At 66.6% G+C, this 22,554-nt stretch carries 1 protein-coding gene; it reads left to right on the top strand.

Translation table 11 applies throughout. The features are described from left to right. Nucleotides 1-8 precede the first annotated feature (8 nt). Nucleotides 9-22,328 carry a YDG domain-containing protein gene (locus tag HNP52_RS19280; RefSeq protein WP_184169422.1) on the top strand — a complete coding sequence of 7,440 codons (22,320 nt, stop codon included), beginning with the start codon at nucleotides 9-11 and terminating at the stop codon, nucleotides 22,326-22,328. Nucleotides 22,329-22,554 lie beyond the last annotated feature (226 nt).

Raw genomic sequence — 22,554 nt, 5'->3', positions numbered from 1 at the left:
ATAAATAGATGTCCGCTCCCCGCCGCCGCTCCAATCGCCGCCTGTTCACGACCTCGGCATTCGGCGCGCTCGCGCTCGCCGCGGTCTGGGCGGCACCCGCGCAAGCGCAGCTCGTCCAGGGCGCCACGCCCGCGCAGAGCAACGGCACGACGCCGACCATCGACCAGTCGGTTCCCAACACCACCACAGTGACGCTGGGCGGATCGCGTACGGTGATCGACTGGGACAAGTTCGACATCAATTCGGGCGACACGGCCAACTTCGTCTTCGCCAATCGCAGCGACATCGTGCTCAACCGCGTGGGCGGCGCGGGCAGCACGATCAACGGCAATCTGAACGGCACGATCGGCTCCACCGGCGGCGCGGTGGGCGGCAATATCTGGATCTACAACGCCAATGGCGTGGTGATCGGCGCCAACGCCCGGATCAGCACCGGCGGCCTGCTCGTCACGACGGCGGGGCTGGACCGTGCGACTGACGGCAGCGCGGGCGGCTTCCTCGACGGCAGCTCGACCAGCTTCGGCTTCACCGGGGCGGGGACCGGCAACATCACCGTGCAGAACGGCGCGCAGATCACCAGCCATGGCGGCGCGATTGCGCTGGTGGCGCCGGTGGTCACCACCGAGGCGGGATCGAGCATCTCGGCGCAGGACGGCGGCAATGTGCTCGTTGGCTCGGCGTCCAAATACCAGATCAGCTTCCGGCAGACCGCGACCGACGACATGGACCTGCTCAGCTTCGAGGTCGCGAGTGGCGCGGACGGCGCCGGCACGTCCGGCTCCGATGCGATCAGCCTGGGTGGCGACATCAGCGGCAACCGCGTGTTCGTCGCGGCGGTCTCGAAGTCGGGCCTGGTGGCCAGCGTCATGAACACCGGCACGATCACCGCGTCCGACGCGACGATGGACGAGACCGGCGCGATCGTGCTCGGCGCCAACCACAATATCGTGAACGGCGCTGCTGCGGCGGCTCCGGTTTCGGGCACCGGCGAGGGGCACGTCACGACGATCGGCGGGGCGATCGCAGGCCCCAAGGTTGACTTCGTCGCGTCCGAGAACGTGCTGTTGCGCGGCGACGTCGGCGAGACCGGCGCCACCGTCAATCTCCACAGCGACAATACCGATATCAGGCAGTACGCCGGCGTGATCACGGCGGACACGGTCACGGCTAGCGCGCATACCGGCATCAACTTCAACTCGTTCGACGCGAACAAAGTCGACAAGCTGGGGGCGCTCACCACCGACGGTGGCAATCTCACCTATCTCGGCGACGAGGACGGAGTCATCCTCACCGGCGCGATCAGTGCGCCCGGCAGGGTCACGCTCGGCGTGCGCGGCTTCATGGACACCACGACCGGCTCGATCACCGCATCCAGCCTGGAGCTGTTCCTGGGCGGCGGCGGCTCGTTCAAGGTCAATGGCGACGCCAATCTCGGCAGCGGTATGTCCAACGGCGCGGTGACGGTCCACGCGACCGGCGGCATCACGCTGTCGAACGAATTCGCCATGAATCTTGGCAGCCAGCTCTCGCTCACCGCGGATAGCGGCGCGATCCGCGAGACCGGTGGCTTCATCTCCGGCGGGGGCGCCGTCGTCGCCAATGCCGCTGGTGAGATCGACCTGCGTGGGGCCAACAGCTTCACCAGCCTTACGGCCAATTCCGCCGATGGCGAGAACATCACGGTCAACGCGACCGGCAATCTCGACTTCAAGGTGAACACCTTCTCGAGCGCGCGGTTCACCGTCGGGGGCGATGCGACGTCTTCGGGCACGAACGCCCTGATCGCCGGAGGTCTGCACGTGACCGCGGGCGGCGCGATCAACCTCAGCTCCGACGGCGGCGACGCCGCGTTCGGGGACCTGCAGGCCAACGGCAACATCACGCTCGCGATGGACGGCGTGCTCCGGCTCGGCGGCGTCATGCAGGCGAATGGCGGCACCGCGAGCTTCACTTCGCGGAGCGGCGCGATCCAGCAGTCCTCCGGCAGCATTACCGCCAGCGCGATCATATTCGACGCCGACAGCACGATCACCCAGACCAACGGCGCCTTCGTCCAGACGGGTGGCTTGTCGCTCACCAGCGGCGGTACCGCGACGCTGGGCAGCGCGAACAGCTTCACCAGCCTCCAGGACCTGCACGTTGGCGGCGACCTGACGCTGCGCAATGCCGGCACGATCAACCTCACCCCGGTGTCGAGCGGTGGCTACACCGCGGGCGGCCAGCTCAACCTGACGTCCGATAACGGCGATATCATCAGCCCCAATGCCATCGCCGCATCGCGCATCACCGCTTCGGCCTGGGGATCGATAGGCCTTTCGGGCGCGCTCGACTCGCTGGGCGCCGTGACCGCCGGCGGCATGATTGGAATCACGTCCAACCGCGCGCTCTCGGTGACGGGCAACGTCGTCGCGGGAACCAATATCAGCCTGTCCGGGACGTCGATCGGCCAGGGTGCCGGCACGACGATCTCCGGCAACGACGTCACGCTTAATGCCACGGCTGGAGCGATCGACCAGCATGCCAGCGCCAGCGTCAACACCAGCAATTATCTCGAAGCGCATGCAACCACCGACCTGCTGCTGCGCGGCGCGAACAATCTCGGCTATCAGGATCCGTACCTCACCTCGGGCGCCGGCAAGGACGTCACGATCCGCTCGATCGGCGACTTCCGCTATAACAGCTATGGCATCACCGTCGGCACGCTGACGCTGATTTCAGACGCCGGCAGCATCCGCCAGGGCAGCGGCATCTATGCGGGCACGCTGATCGCGCAGGCGGCGACCGGACTGCGGCTCGATGGCGGCGGCGTTGGCAACACGGTCACCACCGTGGGCGGGCTCAGCACCACCAGCGGCGACATCATGTTTGTCGAGGGGGATGGATTCGATATCGCTGGCGACATCAGCGCGCCGGGGCTTGTCCAGCTCGGTACGAGCGGGGCAATCAACACCAATTCCGGCCATCTTTCCGCTGGCACGCTGGAAGTGACCGCGCTCGGCGGCGCCAGCTTCGATGTGACCGGCAACATCAAGCTGGGCGATATCAGCACCGGCGGCGGCAATTTCTACCTGGGCAGCAACGGTAACATCGAGCTGACCGGCGCGATCGCCACCGGCGCCAGCAACCTGATCCTGTCCACGTCCAACGGCTCGATCACCAGCAATGGCGGCACGATCTCGGCCTGGTTGACGATGGCGGACGCCACCGGGGCGATCTCCCTTGTCGGCTCCGGCTACGCCAATTTCTGGGCGAACTCGAGTGGCGGCGGCGCCATCCATCTCAGCGGCAATAATGACGTCGGCTTCCAGGCCGTCACCAACGGCGCACTCACCGTCGATGCCGGCGGGCAGGCGTATAATAGCGGCGACGTGGTCGCGAACACGGTGTCGATCACCGCAGGCACCGGGATCAGCCTGGTCAACACGGGCGTCACGATCGATATCGACAGCTTCAGCCACCTCGCCGCTGGCGATGGCCTGGTCAGCATCGACATCGCCGGCGACATCAATCTCGACGGCGACGTCACCGCGGGCGGCACGGGCAACACCGTCAGCCTGAGGTCAGGCGGGAGCATCCTGCAGAATTCGGGCACGATCACCGGCGACATCATCAAGCTGAGCGGCGCCGCCGCGATCACCCAGGCCAGCGGCGCGACGCTGGACGGTGGCGCGCTGTCGATCACCAGCAGCGGCAATGTGGCGCTGGGCGAGGCCAACGCCTTCACCAGCATCGCCGACCTCTCGGTGGGCGGCGACCTGACGCTGCGCAACCTGGGCAGCATCGATCTCGATCCGACGACCGGCGGCGGCGCCACCGTGGTCGGCGCGCTGACCGTGACATCGGACACCGGCGACATCTCTGCCGGCAATATCGTCACCACCTCGAAGCTAACCGCCACGGCGCTGAACGGGTCGATCCTGCTCGGCGGGGGCGGCCATCTGATCGGCTCGCTCGGCACGTTGACGGCGAGCGGCGACATCGAGATCGGCACCGATCTTCCCGGGTTCGCCCTGACCGGCGACATCACCGCCACGAATGTGACTCTGCTCGCCATGAATGGCGGGATCACCCAGAACGCCGGCACCAGGATCACCGCCGGTACGCTATACGCCACCGCCAACAACAACATCACGCTCGATCAGGCGAATGCGATCACCACGGTGGGCGGGCTCAACGCCAACCTGTTCACCAGCGGCCACAACATCACCTTCCGCAACGACGGCAACATCATTCTCAACGGCCGCGTCGATGCCACGGGCGGCACGCTCCGGCTGACCTCGAACACCGGTGGCATCACCCAGAACACCGGCGCCGGCATCTACCTCCGCGCGAACCAGCTTTTCCTGAGCGCCGCGGGCTATACCGAGCTGGGCAGCACCAACAACAATGTCGCGGCGATCGGCGGGATCACCAACACCGATTACGATACCCAGTATCAGGATGCAGACGGCTTCGACGTGGCGGGCAACCTCACCGCCGGCGCCGGGGGTATCATATTGCGTGCCGGCGGCAGCGGCGCGATCACGCAGAGCGCGGGCATCATCAGCGCCGGCGCTTTCGGGGCACAGGGCGACACGGTCACCTTCACCCGGGCGAACCAGTTCGCGCGCCTGCTCCAGACGCAGGGCAACAGCGTCACGATCAACACCGTAGGCGACCTCCAAATCTGGCAGGGCCTCACGGGCAACACGATCTCGCTGACCTCGGGCGGCGCGATCACCCAGGACGGGTCGAGCTATGTCTACGCATACAACACGCTCAACCTGAGCGCCGTCACCGGCATCGACCTGCCGGGCGTTCTCTACGGCGGTAACAACATCATCGCGCTCGGCACCGTCACCAACACGACGAGCGGCGGAATCCGCATCTTCACCAACAACGGTGGCTACGGCACCACGCTGGCCGGAAATATCACCGCCACCGGCCAGACGGTGACGATTGCCGACCAATTGGGCGCGATCAACCAGACCGGCGGCGTGATTACCGCCGATACGCTGAACCTGTCGGCGACCGCCGGGATCAGCGCGACGAGCGCCAACGCGATCACCAATCTCGGCACGCTGAGCGCGGGCGGGGCGATCGCCTTCACCAATGGCGGTGACCTCAATATCAGCCAGTCGATCGACGCGACCGGCAACAGCCTGACGCTTACCTCGAACAGCGGCGCACTCACGCAGGGTGCGGGAACGACGCTCACCGCCGCCACGATGGCGCTCGATGCCAGCACCACGATCAGCCAGGGCACCGGCGCGAGCCTGCACACCACCGACCTGTCGCTGACCAGCGGCGGCACCACGACGCTGGGTGGGGCCAACGACTTCACCAAGATCACGGGCCTGGACATCGGCGGCGACCTGACGCTGCACAACCTGGGGCTCATCGATCTCAGCCCGGGCTTCGCCAGCTATTCCTATCGCGGCGGTGGCGCGCTCACGCTGATCTCGGATACGAGCGGCATCTTCAGCACCAACTCCGGCATCAGCACTTCGCGCCTGACCGCGTCGGGCGTGGGGTCCGTCAATCTTTCCGGCGCCATCGCCTCGGTGGGCAATGTCAGCGCCAACTCGGTTTTCCTGTGGACCTTCAACGGCGACATGACGCTGACCGGGAACATCACCGGCTACAATGTGGGCCTGGGCTCGGAGAACGGTTCACTCACCCAGACTGGCGGCATCATCGACGCGGCCCGGCTCAACGTCACTACCGACGGCGCCATTTTGCTGACCGGCGCGAACCAGGTCGATGTGTTCGGCGGGCTCAACACCGATAAGGATTCCAGCGGGACCTATCACGACATCACGATCCGCAATGTCGGCGACATCGTGTTCGACTATCTGGTCCGGGGCGCCGGCGCGACTGTCGACCTGACCTCGGACACCGGCGGGATCAGCCAGACCAGCATCAATGGCGGCTACATCACCGCCGGCACGCTCAAGGCCAATGCGGCTGGCGACATCGTCCTCGATCAGGCCGGCAACGACTTCGACCATCTCGGCGCGATCCGCAGCACTGGTGGCAACGTCACCCTCGTCGATGCCGATGCCTTCGACCTTACCGGCCAGGTTCGCGCGGCGGGTGCGCTCTCGCTCACTTCGGGCGGGGCGATCAGCACCGGCACTGGCGGGCTGGTCATCGCGGGCGGCCTGCTCAACGTCTCGGCGACCAGCGCCAACATGGTCGCGGGCGGCAACATCCAGCTCGGCACCGTCACCACCAACGGCAATTTCGCGATCGACACCGATGGCAATCTCACCGTTGCCGGCCTGCTCAACACCAATGGCGGCGACGCGACGCTGAAAGCGAATTTCGGCACGATCGGGCACGGCCCCAGCGGCACCATCTCGGCCAACAAGGTCACCGCCACCGCGCGCGACAACATCACGCTCGACAGCACCGGCAACGCGATTATCTGGGCGAGTTCGAGCAACGGCGGCGACATCAATCTCACCGGCAACGCCGATGTCTTCTTCAAGATCGACACCACCGGCGACCTGACCGTCGATGCCGGCGGCATCGCCGGCAACAACGACAGCGTGATCGCCAATTCGGTGGGGATCAACGCGGCCAGTGGTGTCTATCTGAGCGACCAGACCGTCACCATCAATGTCGGCAGCTATCGCTATCTGACCTCGTCGGCGGGCTCGATCGACATCGAGAACCAGGCCGACATCAACCTCGACGGCGATGTCACCGCAGGCGGCGGGACCAACTATGTCCGCCTGAACTCGAGTGGTGGCTCACTCCTGCAGTACAGCGGCACGATCAGCGGTTACAGCGTCGAGCTCGATGCCGCCCAGTCGGTCACGCAGGACGCCAGTGCCAAGGTGGTGGCCGGCGACTACGGCCTGAGCTTCCGCGCTACCGACGTGTCGCTGCTCGGCGCGAACGAAATCCCCTCGATCAGCATCTACACGGTCACCCACGACCTGACGCTGCGCGCGGTCGGCACGATCGACATGAGCGGGTCCGCCAACCAGGCCGGCAGCAACCACTACACCACGCTGATCTCCGATACCGGCAACATCATCGGCGGCCCGATCGATGCCGACAGGCTGAGCGCCACTGCCACCAACGGCAGCCTGACCTTCACTTATGGCAACAACCGGATCCGCAGCCTTGGCGATCTGACCGCCAAGAGCACCGGCGGCACCGACATCAACATCTTCACCGACAGCACGATGGGGCTGACGGGCAACATCACCGGCGGTGGCGTCATCCTCCACGCCACCCAGGGGATCAACCAGACTGCGGGCGTGATCACCGCCGACCGGTTCGCGGCCGGCACCAGCGGCAATCTGCTGCTCGGCGGCGCGAACAATTTCGGCACGCTGACCGAAGTCGGCCATGGCAATGGCGCGACCGTCACGATCCGCAACCTCGGCAGCATCCTTCTGCCGACCACGTCGACCCCCTTCGGCACGCTAACGCTGACCTCGGACACGGGCAGCATCGGCCAGACCGACGCCATTACCGCTGCCACGCTGATCGCGAACGCCGCCACCGGCATCAATCTGACCTATGCCAACAACTTCACAGCGCTCGACGGGCTCATCACTGCAGCCGGCGACATCCGGATCTCCGACACCAACGGCTTCGCCATCGAGGGTGACATCACCGCGCCGGGTACCGTCGCGCTCGCCAGCGGCGGCAACATCACCACCGGCACCACCACCGTCGGCATCGTCACCACGCCGCACGGCAAGATCGACGCCGACACGCTCACCGTTTCCGCGACCAACGCCACGGTCTACACCGCCGGCGACATCAAGCTGGGCGCGTCCTCGGTCACCAGCGGCTTCACCCTGGTCGGCGATGGCAGCATCGACCTGACCGCGACGAGCAACTTCTTCGCCGCCAGCCTGATCGCCAATACTGGCTCGATCACCCAGAGCGGCGGCATCCTGACCGGCAACACCGTGCTCACCGGCGCGGCCGGCAGCATCACGCTCGCCAGGAACAACAGTCTCAGCAGCTTCGGCGGCACGTCCCAGGGTGGCGGCACCGTCACCTTCAACAATGCCGGTACCTCCACGCTCGACCTCACCGTCAGCACCACCGGCAATGCGGTCGTCACCACGGCGGGTGGCGTGCTCGGATCGTATATCCGGGCGGGCGACCTGTCGCTCACCGCTGGCGGGGCGATCGATCTCACCTTCAATTCCGACGTGAACAGCGTCAGCAAGCTGGTCACCACGTCCGGCAATGTCCTGCTTACCGACGCGAACAGCTTCCAGATTTCCGGCGACGTCACTGCCGGCTCCGGCACGCTGGGCACCGTGGACCTGCGGGCGAGTGCGGGCGGAATCTCGCAGTTCGACGGCACGATCACCGGCAACGACGTCCATCTCACCGGCAGCGGCAACCTGAGCCAGGTCGGCAACGCCCGGATCGTCGCAAACACCATCGCGCTGAGCGGCTACGCGATCACCTTCAACGGGGCGAACAGCTTCAACAGCACCGGGAGCAGCGTCTCCACGGCCACGAACGGCGGCCTTATCCTGCGCAATGCCGGGTCGATCGATCTCGATGCGCTGGGCGGCTACACCTCGGGCAGCACCCTTGCTCTGACTTCGGACAATGGCTCGATCACCTCGACGGGCGCCATAGCCGCCTCCTCGCTGTCCGCGGTGGCCGAGCATGGCGCCGTCAGCTTCGGCAATGCCGCCAACAGCTTCATCTATCTCGGCGCCGTCAGCGCCTCGGGCGACGCCACGATCACGACGAGCAGCACCTCGCTCAGCCTGCTCAACACCATCGCTGTCGGCGGCAGGCTGACGCTCGGCGCCCAGGGTGCGATCACCCAGAGCAACGGCACGCTCACCGCCATCTCGCTCTATGCCACCGCGGGCGGCGCTACCGGCGCGATCACGCTGGGTGCTGCCAACGACGTCGCTACGCTGGGTGCGCTCACCGCCGACGGTGACGTGAGCTTCCACGACATCAATGGCTTCCAGATCGCGGGCAATGTGCGCGGCGACCATGTCACGCTTATCGCCGATGCCGGCGCGATCCGCCAGAACAGCGGCACCGTCATCGCCAACCACCTCACCGCTTCGGCGGTCGATGGGCTGGTGCTCAGCCAGATCGGCAACCAGATCCACACGATCGATGGCCTGACCAACAGCAGCAACGCCAGCAATGTCGGGATCGCCATCGCCTCCGACGTCGACATGCACCTCGCCGGCGACGTGACCGCGCCGGGCCAATATGTCTATTTCTTCGTCGGCAACGGCGCGCTGGTCCAGGATAGCGGCACGATCACCGGCGGATATCTGCGGCTCCGCCTGATGAACGGCAGCGCCACGCTGGGCGCCGGCAACGCGCTCGATAATCTCGATTCGATCTGGATCGACGGCGGCGACTTCACGGCCAATTCGAACCTGTCCACCGGGGTGCTCGGCCTGAACGGCAACATCCTGGTCAGCGGCACCACCACGATCACCAATGCCGCCGGTATCACCCAGGGCCCGGGTGGGGTGATCAACACCTATGATCTGAACCTGAACACTGCCGGCACGCTCGACATGGGCAATGTCATCAACATCGTCGGCGGGCAGGCCAATATCGCGATGGGCAGCGGCAGCTTCCTGTCCTATGGCGACCTCAACCTCCGGCTGAACGCCACCGGCGCCGCGACGATCACCTCGGGCGGCAACATCAATTTCACCGGCGCCGGCTCGTCCTCGGCCGACACGCTGACCCTTTCCGCCGTTAACGGCATCTATTCGGGTGCCGGCGCCGGCGGGCAGATCGCCGCCAACCATCTCGGCACGATCACCAACAGCGGCAGCGGCGGCATCGCGCTCAACCTGCTCGGCAATGTCACGCTGGAAGGCGACATCACCGCCACCGGCCAGACCGTCTCGATCACCGCGGAAGACGGGCTCAGCCAGGCGACCGGCAATGTGATCACCGCGAACCGGCTCGACGTCGCGACCACCGCGCCCAACGCCTCGGTCGTGCTCGACAACGCCAATGTCGTCGGCACCTTCGGGCTGAACGTCACCGGCGACGCGACGCTGCGCTCGACGCTTGCCACCACGATCGCCTCGGGCATGTCGGTCGGCGGCTCGCTGACCGTGAACAGCCCGGGCGACATCGTGATGGCCGGCGGCAGCGTGGGCGGCACGCTGGCGCTCCATGCGGGCGGCGCGGTCAACGGCACGGGCTATGTCAGCGCGGACCGGCTTACCGGCAGTGCCCAGGACTATTTCTATCTCAATTTCACGAACCTCAATACGCTCGACACGGTTGAGAGCGGCAGCAACGTCCAGATCAACGCGTCCAGTTCCAACCTCAACATCGTCGGCGACATCACCGCGGCTGGCGGCATCGAACTCAGCGGGTACGCGCTCAACCAGAGCGCCGGCACGATCACCACGGGCGCCAATAGCGGCATCGGTCTGTCCACCGATGGTGCGATCACCCAGACCGGCGGGCGGATCATTGCCAAGTACATCTCGGCCATTGGCGGCGACATCAGCCTGATCGGCGCGAACCAGGTCGGCGCAATCGGCAATTACCTCAGCTCGGGCGGCACCAGCATCGCCTTCCGCAACCAGGGCAGCATCGAGGCGAACAGCGACTTCAGATTCTACAACGGCCGCGGCGCGCTGACGCTGATCTCCGATACCGGCGCGATCACCCAGTCCGTCGCGGTGGACGCCACCAGCGTGACGCTCAGCGCCGCCACCGGCATCGACTTCAGCAACGCGGGCAACACGATCGACGCCGTCGGCGGACTGAGCAACAGCACCAGCGGCGGCATCGTCTTCGCGACCACGCGCGATCTGGCGCTGAACGGCAATGTCGCGGCGGCGGGCCAGAATGTCTCGCTCAGCGGCACGCGCTCGATCACGCAGAGCAGCGGCGGGATCACGGCCACCAACTTCCGCGCCAATGCCAATCTCGGCCTGGCGCTGACCAGCGCGACCAACAATGTCGTCAACGTCACCGGGCTGGCCAGCGCGGTCAGCGGTGGTATCGCCTATACCGATGCCGACAGCTTCAACATCACCGGTGACATCAACGCGCTGAACGGCCAGACGCTGTCGCTCGCGACGATCGGCGCGACTGCCTCTGTCAACCAGACCGGCGGCATCGTCACCTCGGGCAGGCTCAACCTGAGCGGTGGGCAGGTCTATGATCTGCGCGGCAGCGGCGGGACCTACAACCACATCACCGGCATCGGCGACATCAGCGCGGCTGCCCAGATCTACAGCCAGGACAGCCTCAACCTGACCGGTACGATCAGCTCGCCCTATCTAGAGCTGTGGAGCCAGGGCGACGTCACCCAGGGCGCCGGCAAGATCGTCTACACCGCCGGCAATTTCCTCGAAGTTCGCGCGGGCAATATCTCGCTGACGAGTGCCACCAACCAGCTCGGCGACGTTTCCGGCCTCATCACCTGGGCCAGCGGCAACATCGACGTCGTTTCGGATGGCAACACCCGGTTCGGCGATGTGGTTGGCGGCAACGTCTCGCTGACCGTCACCAATGGCAGCATCGGCAGCCTGGGCGACTATCTCGACGTGGACACGCTCAGTGCCTCGGCGAGCGGCGGCATTGGCCTGGGTGGCCGCATCGGTGAGATCGGCAATATCACGGCGGGCGGCGATGCTGCTTTCCGCTCGAGCTCGAGCTTCGATCTGAGTGGCAACATCAATATCGGCACGGGCCGCCTGTCGCTCAGCTCGGACGCGAGCATCACCCAGTTCGGCGGTTCGGTCACGGCCGGCGGGCTCGAGGTGGACGCGGTCAATCTGATCAACCTGCAAGGTTCCGCCAACACCATCGGGACGATCTATGGCCTGACGACCCAGTCGGGCGACATCACCTATACCGGCACCAGCGGCATCGTGCTGGCCGGCAACATCACCGCCGGGAATGCGGGCGATGTCCGGCTGAGCGCAGGCGCGGGCTCGATCACGCAGAATGCGGGCATCATCACCGGGCGCATTCTGAACGCCAACGCGACCGGCGACATCACGCTGACCGGCGAGAACCAGCTCGTGCAGCTGGGCGGCCTGAGCACGAGCGGCGCGATCAGCTATACCGGGCACGGCGATTACGGCCTTGCCGGCAGCCTGGTCGGCAGCTCGGTCACGCTCAATTCCACCACGGGCGCGATCACCCAGAGCGTGGGCGCGATCCTGACGGCGAGCCTCTCGGCCCATGCGAGCACCGGGCTGGACCTGTTCGGCGCCAACAATTTCGATGCCCTGGGCGACCTGAGCACCACCACCGGCAATCTGCGCCTGCGCAACTATGGCGAGCTCATCCTGTCGAACCTCAGCGTGGGCGGCGACCTCACGCTGCTGTCGGACAGCAGGATCATCGGCCAGAACCTCGGCACCACGATGACGGTGGGCGGCACCGCCACGCTGACTGCCTATGCCGGCATCAACCTGAACCGGGCCAATTCGATCGCCCGCTTCGGCGAGGTCCGCAATGTTGGTGCGCTTGGCAGCATCACGCTCACCAATGCCGGCGATCTGGTCCTTACCGAGGACATCAGCGCGCCCACCCAGATGGTCCTGCTCTATTCGAACAACGGCGCGATCGTTCAGCAGGGCGGGGTGATCACCACCGGCAACATGGTCGCGCACGCGAACGGCAACATCACGCTCGACAGCGCCAACGACATCGAGCCTCTGGTGACCAGCGAGCTGGTCTCGACCAGCGGCGGTATCAGTTTCCATTCGGCGAACGCGATCCTGCTCGGCCCGGTCAGCGCGGCGGGCCAGCTCTCGCTCACCTCGGACAGCGGCGGCATTGCCCAGACCGTCGCCATCTCGGCCGGGTCGCTGTCCGCGACCTCGCTCGACGGCGATATCGTGCTCGATCAGGCCAACACGATCGGCGCGGTCGGGAACGTCGCCACCGACGGCAGCTTCACCTTCAACACCGCCGGCAATCTGAGCCTCACCGGCACGATCACCGCGCCCACGCTGGTGAAGCTCACCGCGGGCGGCAACATCACCCAGATCGCCGCCACCGGCGTGATCGAGACCAGCCAGCTCCATGCGACGAGCGGCGGGACCGCGGCCAACGGCATCAGCCTGCTCGGCCATAACGACGTCGCACAGGCGATCCTCAACTCAAGCGGCAAGGACCTGCGTTTCCGCAACACCGGCGATTTCGAGCTCGGCAACATCAGCGCGGCCGGCCACATCGTCGAGATGATCTCGGATGGCGGCGCGGTCACCCAGCTCGCCGGCACCTCGATCCTCGCGGGCACCTTCTCCGCCACGGGCACCAATGTCGTGCTCGACAACACAGGCAACCAGATCAGCCGCATCGGCCTGATCGCGACCGGCTCGGACCTCAGCCTGCGCAACGGCGTGGCGCTGCAGATCGACGCGATCGACGCCGGCAGCCACAATGTCACGATCAACAATGGCGGCGACATCAGCGGCGGCAACATCACCGCCAACCTCCTGACCGTGAACCCGATCGGGGGCGGTGTCTTCCTGAACACCGCCAACCACGTCAATTCGATCGGCGGGTTCAACGGCTACCAGTTCGAGTTCGTCAACGACGGCAGCTTCACGATTGCCGGCGCGATCCAGAACGGGATGTTCCAGACCTTCCTGACCAGCCAGAACGGCTCGATCTCGATGGCGGGCGGCGCGGTCAACAGCGGCGGCGTCACGCTTCAGGCGGCGACCGGCATCTCGATCACCGGCAATCTGAGCTATGTCTACGGGGCGACCACGATCACCGGCAACGTTTCGATCCTGTCGAGCCTGCTCGATATCCAGGGCGACATCACCGGCGACACCGTCACGCTGGGCGGCACCGCGAATGGCGGCTTCGTGCGCCAGACCTCGGGCGTGATCACTGCCAACCTGCTCAATGCCAGCGGCTATGGCAGCGTGACGCTGGACGGCGCCGCCAACCATATCGCCGCCCTCGGTACGCTGAGCAGCAGCTTTGGCGACGTCATCATCAAGAGCCTCGACGCGGTCGCCCTGACCGGGAATATCGATACCAGCAGCTATTTGAGCCTGGATGCCGGCGGCGCGGTCGACCAGACAGGCGGGCGGATCAACGCGGGCTGGCTCTACGTCAACGCAGCCGGCGACGTCACGCTCGATGCGGCCAACCTGGTCAATTCGGGCGGCGACGTCTGGCTGGGCGGCGACAACGTCAGCTTCGTCAACGACGGCACCTTCACCATCGCCGGCGTCGATGCCGGCACCACCGGCGCGATCGACCTGACCTCGCTGAACGGCAATATCTGGCAGTCGAACGCGATGAACGGCGGTTCGCTCACCGCCTCGGCGCATGGCTCGCTCTCGCTCAACCAGGGCAATGCGATCGACAGCGTCGGTGCGCTCAGTGCCGGCACCGAGCTGACCTACAACGGCGCCACCGCCTATCAGCTGATTGACGACATCACCGCAGGCACCACCGTCTCGCTGAATGGCGGCTCGATCACCCAGACCGGCGGCAAGATCACCGCGCAGACGCTCGAGGTGAATGCAGCCAATGCGAACCTGCAGTCGTACAATGCCGTCGGCAGGCTGGGTACGATCACTGCCGGAAGCTTCGTCTTCATCAACAGCGGTGACATCGAACTCTGGGGCACCGTCAACACCAGCACGCTCAGTCTGCTTTCGCTGACCGGCGGTGTCAGCAACCCCGGCGGCCTTTTCGCTACCGATCACCTCAACGTCATGGCGGCGGACAATATCCAGCTGCTCGGTGGCACCTTCAACTATATCGACTATCTGAAGTCGCAGGGTGGCGACATCACGCTCACCACCAGCTCGAACGTCCTCGGCGCCACGCTGATCTCTGCCGAGAACGGAACGGTAGACCTGACCGTCGGGCGGATCACCGCGGATGCGGTCGCGGCCAGCCTGCTGAATGTCGATGCCGGCAGCGGCGACATTGAGCTGCTTGGCAACAACGAGATCGGCCGCCTCGGCTATCTGTCCGGCGACAATATCTCGCTGGCGGTCGGCCAGACCGCGATCACCGGCTATATCAACGCCAACAACAGCATCGCCTTTGTCCGCTCGGGCCTGGCGACCGACTTCGCGCTCGGGATGGGCTCGAACGGCGCGCTGCGGGCGCAGATGATCAGCCTCAGCAACACCGGCAGCGCCGGCACGGCGACGCTGAGCAGCATCACCACCCTGGCGAGCCAGCTTGAGCTCAATTTCAACTTCAACGGCAATGCCAGCGTCACCACCTCGGTTGGCGGCATCTACCTGAACAATGCGGTGGTGGACGGCGATCTGTACCTTCGTGCGTACAACGGGATCACCGCCTCCGGCGCGCACAGCGACATCAGCGGCACGATCAGCGCCCAGAACATCACCGGCGACATCAGCCTGAACTTCGGCACCGACACTGTCGGCCATTTCGGCGATATCCTGACCGGCAGCGGCTATATCGGGCTCGGCGCCGCGTCGGTGGATCTCACCGGAGTCGTCCAGGCGGGCGGTGGGGGCGGTGTATTCCTCAGCGCCGCCAACGGTTCGGTCACCCAGGCCAGCGGTTCGACCATCACCGCCGCGAACATCCAGGGCATGGCTACCGGCGACTTCCTGCTGACCGGCGCCAATCATATCTCGGCGCTGGGCACGATCACCGCCACGAACGGTGATATCGCGGTCGCGACCGATCGTTCGCTGACCATCGCTGGCGATGTCACGACCGATCGCAACCACAGCATCTCGCTGATCAGCACGCTGGCGTCGGGGCCGGCGATCCAGAACAGCGGCACCGGCGTGCTGCACACCGGCACGCTCAACATCCAGGCGATCGGCGACGTCGTCCTCACCAACCAGGACATCCTGCGCCTCGGCCTGATCGATCCGACGCTGTTCAGCTTCTCGCAGGCAGCCGATTTTGACATCACCGCGGATATCGTCGCCGACGCCGTCCAGCTGACTTCGACCGGCGGCCAGATCACCCAGTCGGGCGGGGTCATCACCACGAGCGCGGCCACGCTTTCGGCGCAGACCGGCATCAGCCTGCTGGGCAACAACCGTTTCGGCACGCTCTCGCTGAGCACCATGGCCGGCGACATCGGCATCAACAATGTCGGCGACCTCGTCCTGACCGCGCTCAACAGCCCGGGCAACGCGAACGTCACCGTCACCGGCGGCGGCAGCCTGACCATCGGCTCGCCCACCGTCACCGCGGCCGGTGACCTTTCGCTCGAGGCGGACAGCATCATCGTCATCAGCGGCGCGATCGCGGCCGATGGCGATGTGTCGGTAACCAGCCACAATGGCGCGGTGAGCCTGTTCACCGTCGAGGCCGGCGACGACATAGCGGTCACCTCGGGAGCGGCCAATTCGCTCTGGATATCGGCCGCATCGATCGGTTCGAGCGGCAATGACAGCGAAGCCGATGGCCACAACATGGTGTTCAACGGCGGCAGCGTGGCGCTGGGTGCGCTCAGCCCGGCGAGCATCGCGGCGAACAACAGCCTGTTGTTCAACGGCCAGACGGGTAGCGCGACGATCAACGCGGGCCCGGGCGGCGCGACCGTCAATCTCAACAGCATGGATCATGCGATCTCGATGCGCACCCCGGCGGCGATCCAGGCCCAGGTCAATACCGGTGACCTGCTGCTGGGCGATGTAGAGGGCGGCGACGCTTCGCTGCGCTCGGTGCTGGGCTCGGTCAACGCGACTGGCGTGAACGTCAACGGCAACTACACGCTGGCCAGCCACACCGGCTTCAACGCCGCGGCACTTTCGCCATGCGGTTGCGGCATCCTCAATCTGAGCATCACGCAGGACACGGGCAACCTCTTCCTGCCGACCTCGATCGGCGCGTTCGGCAACATCCAGATCACGGTTTCGGGCGGCGCGCTCGATGCCGCTGCCGGTGTCCAGCTCGGCGCCGTCGGCGATGTCGAGGTCCACGCCGGCAATATCGGCATTGGCGGCGTCAGCGGCGGCAATGTCACGCTGGTTGCCAATGCGGGCACGATCGACGTCCGCGACTTCCTCCTTGTCGCCAACGACTACACGCTCACCGGCCGCAACTTCGCGGGCGCGGCGCTTGCGCCGGGTGGGACGCGCGGCGGTAGCTGGGCACTGACCGCCACGGGCCCGCTCGACATGGGCGGCAACACGCTCGAATATGTGGGCGATATCGACTTCTCGGTCGCCGGCCTGTTCAGCAACGGCACGATCCAGTCGCTCTCCGGCGCGGTGACCGGCACGGCCAATTCGGCCGATGTCTACAGGCTGATCGCGGCGACCGACCTCGACGTCTCCACCACCAGCGGCAGCTTCACGATCTTCCGGGCCGCCGCGACCAGTGGCAACGCGACGCTGCGGAGCAGCCAGGCGCTGAGCGTGACCGGCAGCATCGAGGCCGGCGCGGATGCCAGCGTGTCGGCCCAGTTCGGCGCCGCCACGGTCGGTTCCGCCAGCGCGGGCGACGACATCAGCGTCTACTCGCTGTTCGGCAACGCCACGCTGCGCCAGGCGACGCTCACCGGCACCACCGGCGGCCTTAGCGTCCAGAGCGTTATCGGCGCAGCGAAGCTTGGCGCGGACGATAGCGCATCGATCACCGGCGACCATTATTTCGAGCGCGCGGCGGGTTCCACCGGCACTGTCTCCATCCTCGGATCGATTGGCGCCCGGGTGTACCTCGACCATTCCGCAGCGCTGGACCTGGTTCAGGCCAACACGGCCTGGGTCGAGGTGCAGCATGGCAATCTGTCGATCGACACGCTCGCCGCGCTTGCCGGCGACGCCACCGCCATCACCGGGGCGGGTTCGATCTTCGTCAATTCCGCCCGGGGCGGCGTTCTCCTGCTCGAGGCCAGTGGCGGCAACCTGACGCTGGGCGGCGCCGGGATCACCGCGAACGGCATCCATCTGGTGGCCGACAGCACCGTTGACACCACTGCGATCAGCAACCTTTCCGGCCAGTATATCGAGATCGTGGGATCGACGATCCGCGCGGCGTCGCTCAGCTCGAGCGGTGATGCCGACCTGTCGAGCACCAATGGCGGGATCACGCTCGACAACCTGACCGTTTCGGGCGTGGCGTTCGTCAGTGCGTTCGGCGACCTGGCGATGAACCAGATCTCGGTCGGCGGCCTCAGCGATTTCGTGGCGGGCGGCGAAGCCACGGTGCGCGGTGCGATCGCCGGCAATGGCTTCACTCTGACGGGGCAGGGCAATGTCACGCTAGGCGCCGATGCCGGAACGCTTGCGGCTGCCGGCAACGATATCCAGGTCGGCGGAACGCTGGGCGGCTGCGGGTGCTTCACCGGCGGCGCGACGGTGATCTCGCTTGGCGGCAACGTGTCGGTCAACCTGACCAGCGCGACCGGCGTCTTCGACCGCATCACCGCCGACGCGGGCGATGTCAGCATCGCGAACGCCTCGGGCGATCTCGGGATCAATCTGCTGCGCGGACACAACATCCTGGTCTCGACGCCGGGCCTGCTCAGCATCATGGACGCGCAGAGCAGCGGCGGCAGCTATGCGCTTACCGCGGCGGACTTCGGCACCTTCACGCTCAGCCCATCGCTGTTCGGCGGTGCCACCCGCCTGGGCGATGTGACGATCATCGACACCGATGGCGATCTCAATTCCACGGGGTCGTTCAATTCCTCGGGCGATATCCGTGTCGAAGCGCGGGGTGGGGCGATCACCGGCGGACTGGCGTTGATCGCGGCCGGCGACGTCACCGCCATTGGCCAGGGCGTCGCTCTGCAATGGGCCGAGGGCCGCGACGTCACGATCGATGCCGGCACCGGCACGGTGGCGATCTCGAACACGCTCAGCGTCGGCCGCGACTATACGGTCACCGCAGGTCACTTCTCGGGCAATGCATTGACCGTCGGCGGCATGAAGGCGGGTTCGCTCGCCATCATCGATACGGCCGGCGATTTCGACTTCGGCGCGACCGACCTGGCCTTTGACGGCGCGATCGACATCGACGCCTCGCATGGCCTGCTCGCCATCGGCAACCTGCAGGCGGGTAACGCGATCACGTTGAACGCCGGCAGCAACCTGACGCTGGCCAGTGCGGCGCTGACGTCCACCGGCACCAACAGCTTCTCGCTCGTCGCGGGCGGGGACCTGCAGTTCGGCGCCGCCAATGCGGCTTCGGTCGCGGGCACCAATGTCTTCAGCAACGCCGGGTCGCTGGCGGGCGGCAGGAGCATCCAGGCGGACGGCAATCTCGCGATCAACCTTCAGCAGGCCGACAGCCTCGGCGCGATCGAGGGTGGGACGGTGCAGATCGCGGTGGCGGCTGGGGACTTCTCGGCCGGCAACATCGACGCCGTCGGCGCGCTGTCGGTGCAGGGACCGGCCGGCACGCTCACGCTGGGCGACCTGACCACAAGCGCCGGGCACATCAACGTCAGCGGCCAGGGCAATACGACGCTGGGCAATGTGTCGGGCCACTTCGTGGTCAACCTCGGCACCAGCCTCGGCAACCTCAGTGTGGGAACCGTCACTGGCGGCGACGTGTCGTTCTCGGTGGCGGGCGGGATCGACGCCGCCAGCATCTCGGCCAGCACGCTCGGCGTGGTGGCGATGGGCGGCAACGTCAATCTCGACAATGGCGGAACCGGCTCGCAGGTCGGCAGCCTGGGCAGCGTGACGGTCGGCAACGGCAACTTCGCCCTGCGCAACCTCCAGGGCCTAAGCCTCGACGGCGTGGTCGAGGTGAGCGGCGTGCTCGACCTGCAGGTCACAGGCGGGCTGACCCAGAATGCCTGGTACATCGTCGCCGATCGCCTGCAGGGCAATGTGACCGGCGCGGCGACGCTGGGTGGCGACAACCGCATCGGCACGCTTGCCGCCTTCTCGGCAAATGGCCTGAGGCTCAACAACGCCACCGCGCTGGCGATCGACGGCCTCGTCCAGGGCAATGGCGGCGCAGTGACGATCGCCTCGCATGGCGGGCTGGAAATCAGCTCCAATGGCAGCATCGTCTCCGCTGCTTCGGGCGATGCGATCGTGCTCGCTTCGGATGGCCGGTTCACTAACCTGGCCGGGGCGGGCGCGCTGAGCGCATCGAACGGTCGCTGGCTGGTCTACACCCAGGCCGGCGGCAATCCCGGCATCTCCGATCCGCTCAACGATTTCGGCGGCCTGGCGGGCACCAGCTATTATGGCGACGCCTACAACTTCGCCACCGGCGGCTTCGCAACGGCGCCGAATGCTGGCAACCGCTTCGTCTACGGCTATCGCCCGGTGCTGACGGTCACCCCGTCGAGCCTGCACCTGGTGTATGACGGCACCACGCCGAACGTCACCACGACGATCACCGGCCTAGTCAATGGCGACAGCGCCGCGAACGCCTGGACCGGCCAGGCCGCGATCACCGGTGTGGGCAGCGACGCTGGCACCTATCCGGCCTATGCCTCGCTCGGCACGCTGAGCTCGGAGATGGGCTACACCTTCACCTTCGTGCCCGGCACCGTGGTGATCGATCCGCGCGTGATCAGCGCGATCCTGACCGCCAACAGCAAGACCTATGACGGCACGCTGGGCGCCACCGGCACGCTGGGCCTGAGCGGGTTGATCGCGGGCGACACGGTGTCGGCGAACAGCACCGGCATGGCCTTTGATGGCAAGAATGCCGGCACGCATCTCGTCACGGCGAACGGCATCACCCTGTCGGGCGCTGATGCGGGCAACTATGTCCTTTCGGCCAGCAGCACGACTGCGCTGGCGGAGATCCTGGCCAAGGCGATCACGGCGACACTGACGGCCAACGGCAAGACCTATGACGGCACCATTGCCGCCACCGGCTCGCTGGGCCTCGGCGGGCTGATCGGCAATGATCAGGTGAGCGCGGCCGGCAGCTATGCCTTTGACAGCAAGAATGCGGGCACGGGCCGTACGGTCACGGCCAGCGGGATCACCCTGTCGGGGACGGACGCGGGCAACTACGTGCTGACTGACACCAGCGCGACGGCGCTGGCGGACATCCTTGCCAAGGCGATCACCGCGACGCTGACGGCCAATGGCAAGACCTATGACGGCACCACTGCCGCCACCGGCTCGCTGAGCCTGGGCGGTCTGGTCGGCAACGACCAGGTGAGCGCGACCGGCAGCTATGCCTTTGACAGCAAGAATGCCGGCACGGGCCGCACGGTGACCGCGAGCGGGATCGGCCTCTCGGGCGTGGATGCGGGCAATTACGTGCTGACCGGCACCAGCGCGACGGCACTGGCGGACATCCTTGCCAAGGCGATCACCGCGACCCTGTCGGCCAACGGCAAGACCTATGACGGCACCACTGCCGCCACCGGGACGCTGGGTCTGAACGGCGTGGTTGCCGGCGACACGGTCTCGGCGACCAGCGCCGGCATGGCCTTCGACAGCAAGAATGCGGGCACGGGCCGCACGGTGACCGCGAGCGGGATCGGCCTGTCCGGCGGCGACGCGGGCAACTATGTGCTGACCGGCACTACCGCGACCGCGCTGGCCAATATCCTCGCCAAGGCGATCACCGCCACGCTGGCGGCGAACGGGCGGGTCTATGACGGCACCACTGCCGCCACCGGCACGCTCGGCCTGAGCGGTCTGATCGGGGGCGACACGGTTGGCGTCACTGCCGCCGACATGGCCTTCGACAGCAAGAATGCCGGCACCCGCACCGCAACCGCCACGGGCCTGGCACTCAACGGCGCCGATGCGGCCAACTACACGATCAGCGGTACCGCCAGCGGCAGCGCCGTGATCTCTCTCAAGGCGATCGGCGCCACTGCCACGGCGGACAGCCGGACCTATGACGGCACCACCACCGCCACCGGCCGGATCGCGCTGACCGGGCTGATCTCGGGCGACACGGTAACCGGTACGGCGAGCTATCGCTTCGCCGATGCCAATGCCGGCACCGGCCGCACGGTGCAGGTAAGCGGCCTCTCGCTCTCGGGCGCGGACGCGGCGAACTACACCGTCACCCTGTCGGGCACGCCGGTGACCGCCGACATCACCCGCCGCGCGGTGACGGTGACGGTGGCCGACATGACCAAGCTCCTCGGCCAGCCCGATCCCGCCTTCACCTATGCCGTCACCGGCGGATCGGTGGTGAGCGGCGACAGCTTCAGCGGCGCGCTGGCGCGGGCCGCGGGCGAGCAGGTCGGCCGCTATGCGATCGGGCAGGGGACGCTGGCGCTGTCGGCCAATTACCTGCTCACCGTGATCCCCGGCACGCTGGCGATCACGCTTACCCAATCGGGCGCCGATGCAAGCGACGCCCTCAAGACGCTGCGGGTCGGCGTCGCACCCGGCTTCTCGCTGGATCAGAACCCTTCCCGGAATCTCGAGGGCGACGATCAGGGCGAGGACGAGAGCGACGGCGACAAGTAGCGGGAGAGCCCGCACGACCTTTCGGTGCGGGCTCTCTGCCCTTCAGGGCCGGGCGCCGCGGTTGGGGGAACCGCGGCGCCCAACGCGACGGAACGGTTGCTGCAGACGGGTGTAGGGGCGCAGCAAAGAGGGCCCGCGCAGTCCCCCTGCGCGGGCCCCCACGGCCCCCCCCAAAGAGGCCGGATGCCGGCACGGCAGCGAAGAGCGGGATTCCAGACCCCTCCGC

The sequence above is a fragment of the Sphingomonas kyeonggiensis genome (genome assembly GCF_014204495.1).
In the GTDB taxonomy this organism is placed as follows: domain Bacteria; phylum Pseudomonadota; class Alphaproteobacteria; order Sphingomonadales; family Sphingomonadaceae; genus Sphingomonas; species Sphingomonas kyeonggiensis_A.
Note: the sequence above shows the minus strand (reverse complement) of the source record. Positions and strands in the feature narration are given on the sequence as shown.

What these genes read in the sequence shown, in the direction of transcription:
- HNP52_RS19280 (WP_184169422.1), top strand. Translation starts at nt 9, where the DNA reads ATGTCCGCTCCCCGCCGCCGCTCCAATCGCCGCCTGTTCACGACCTCG.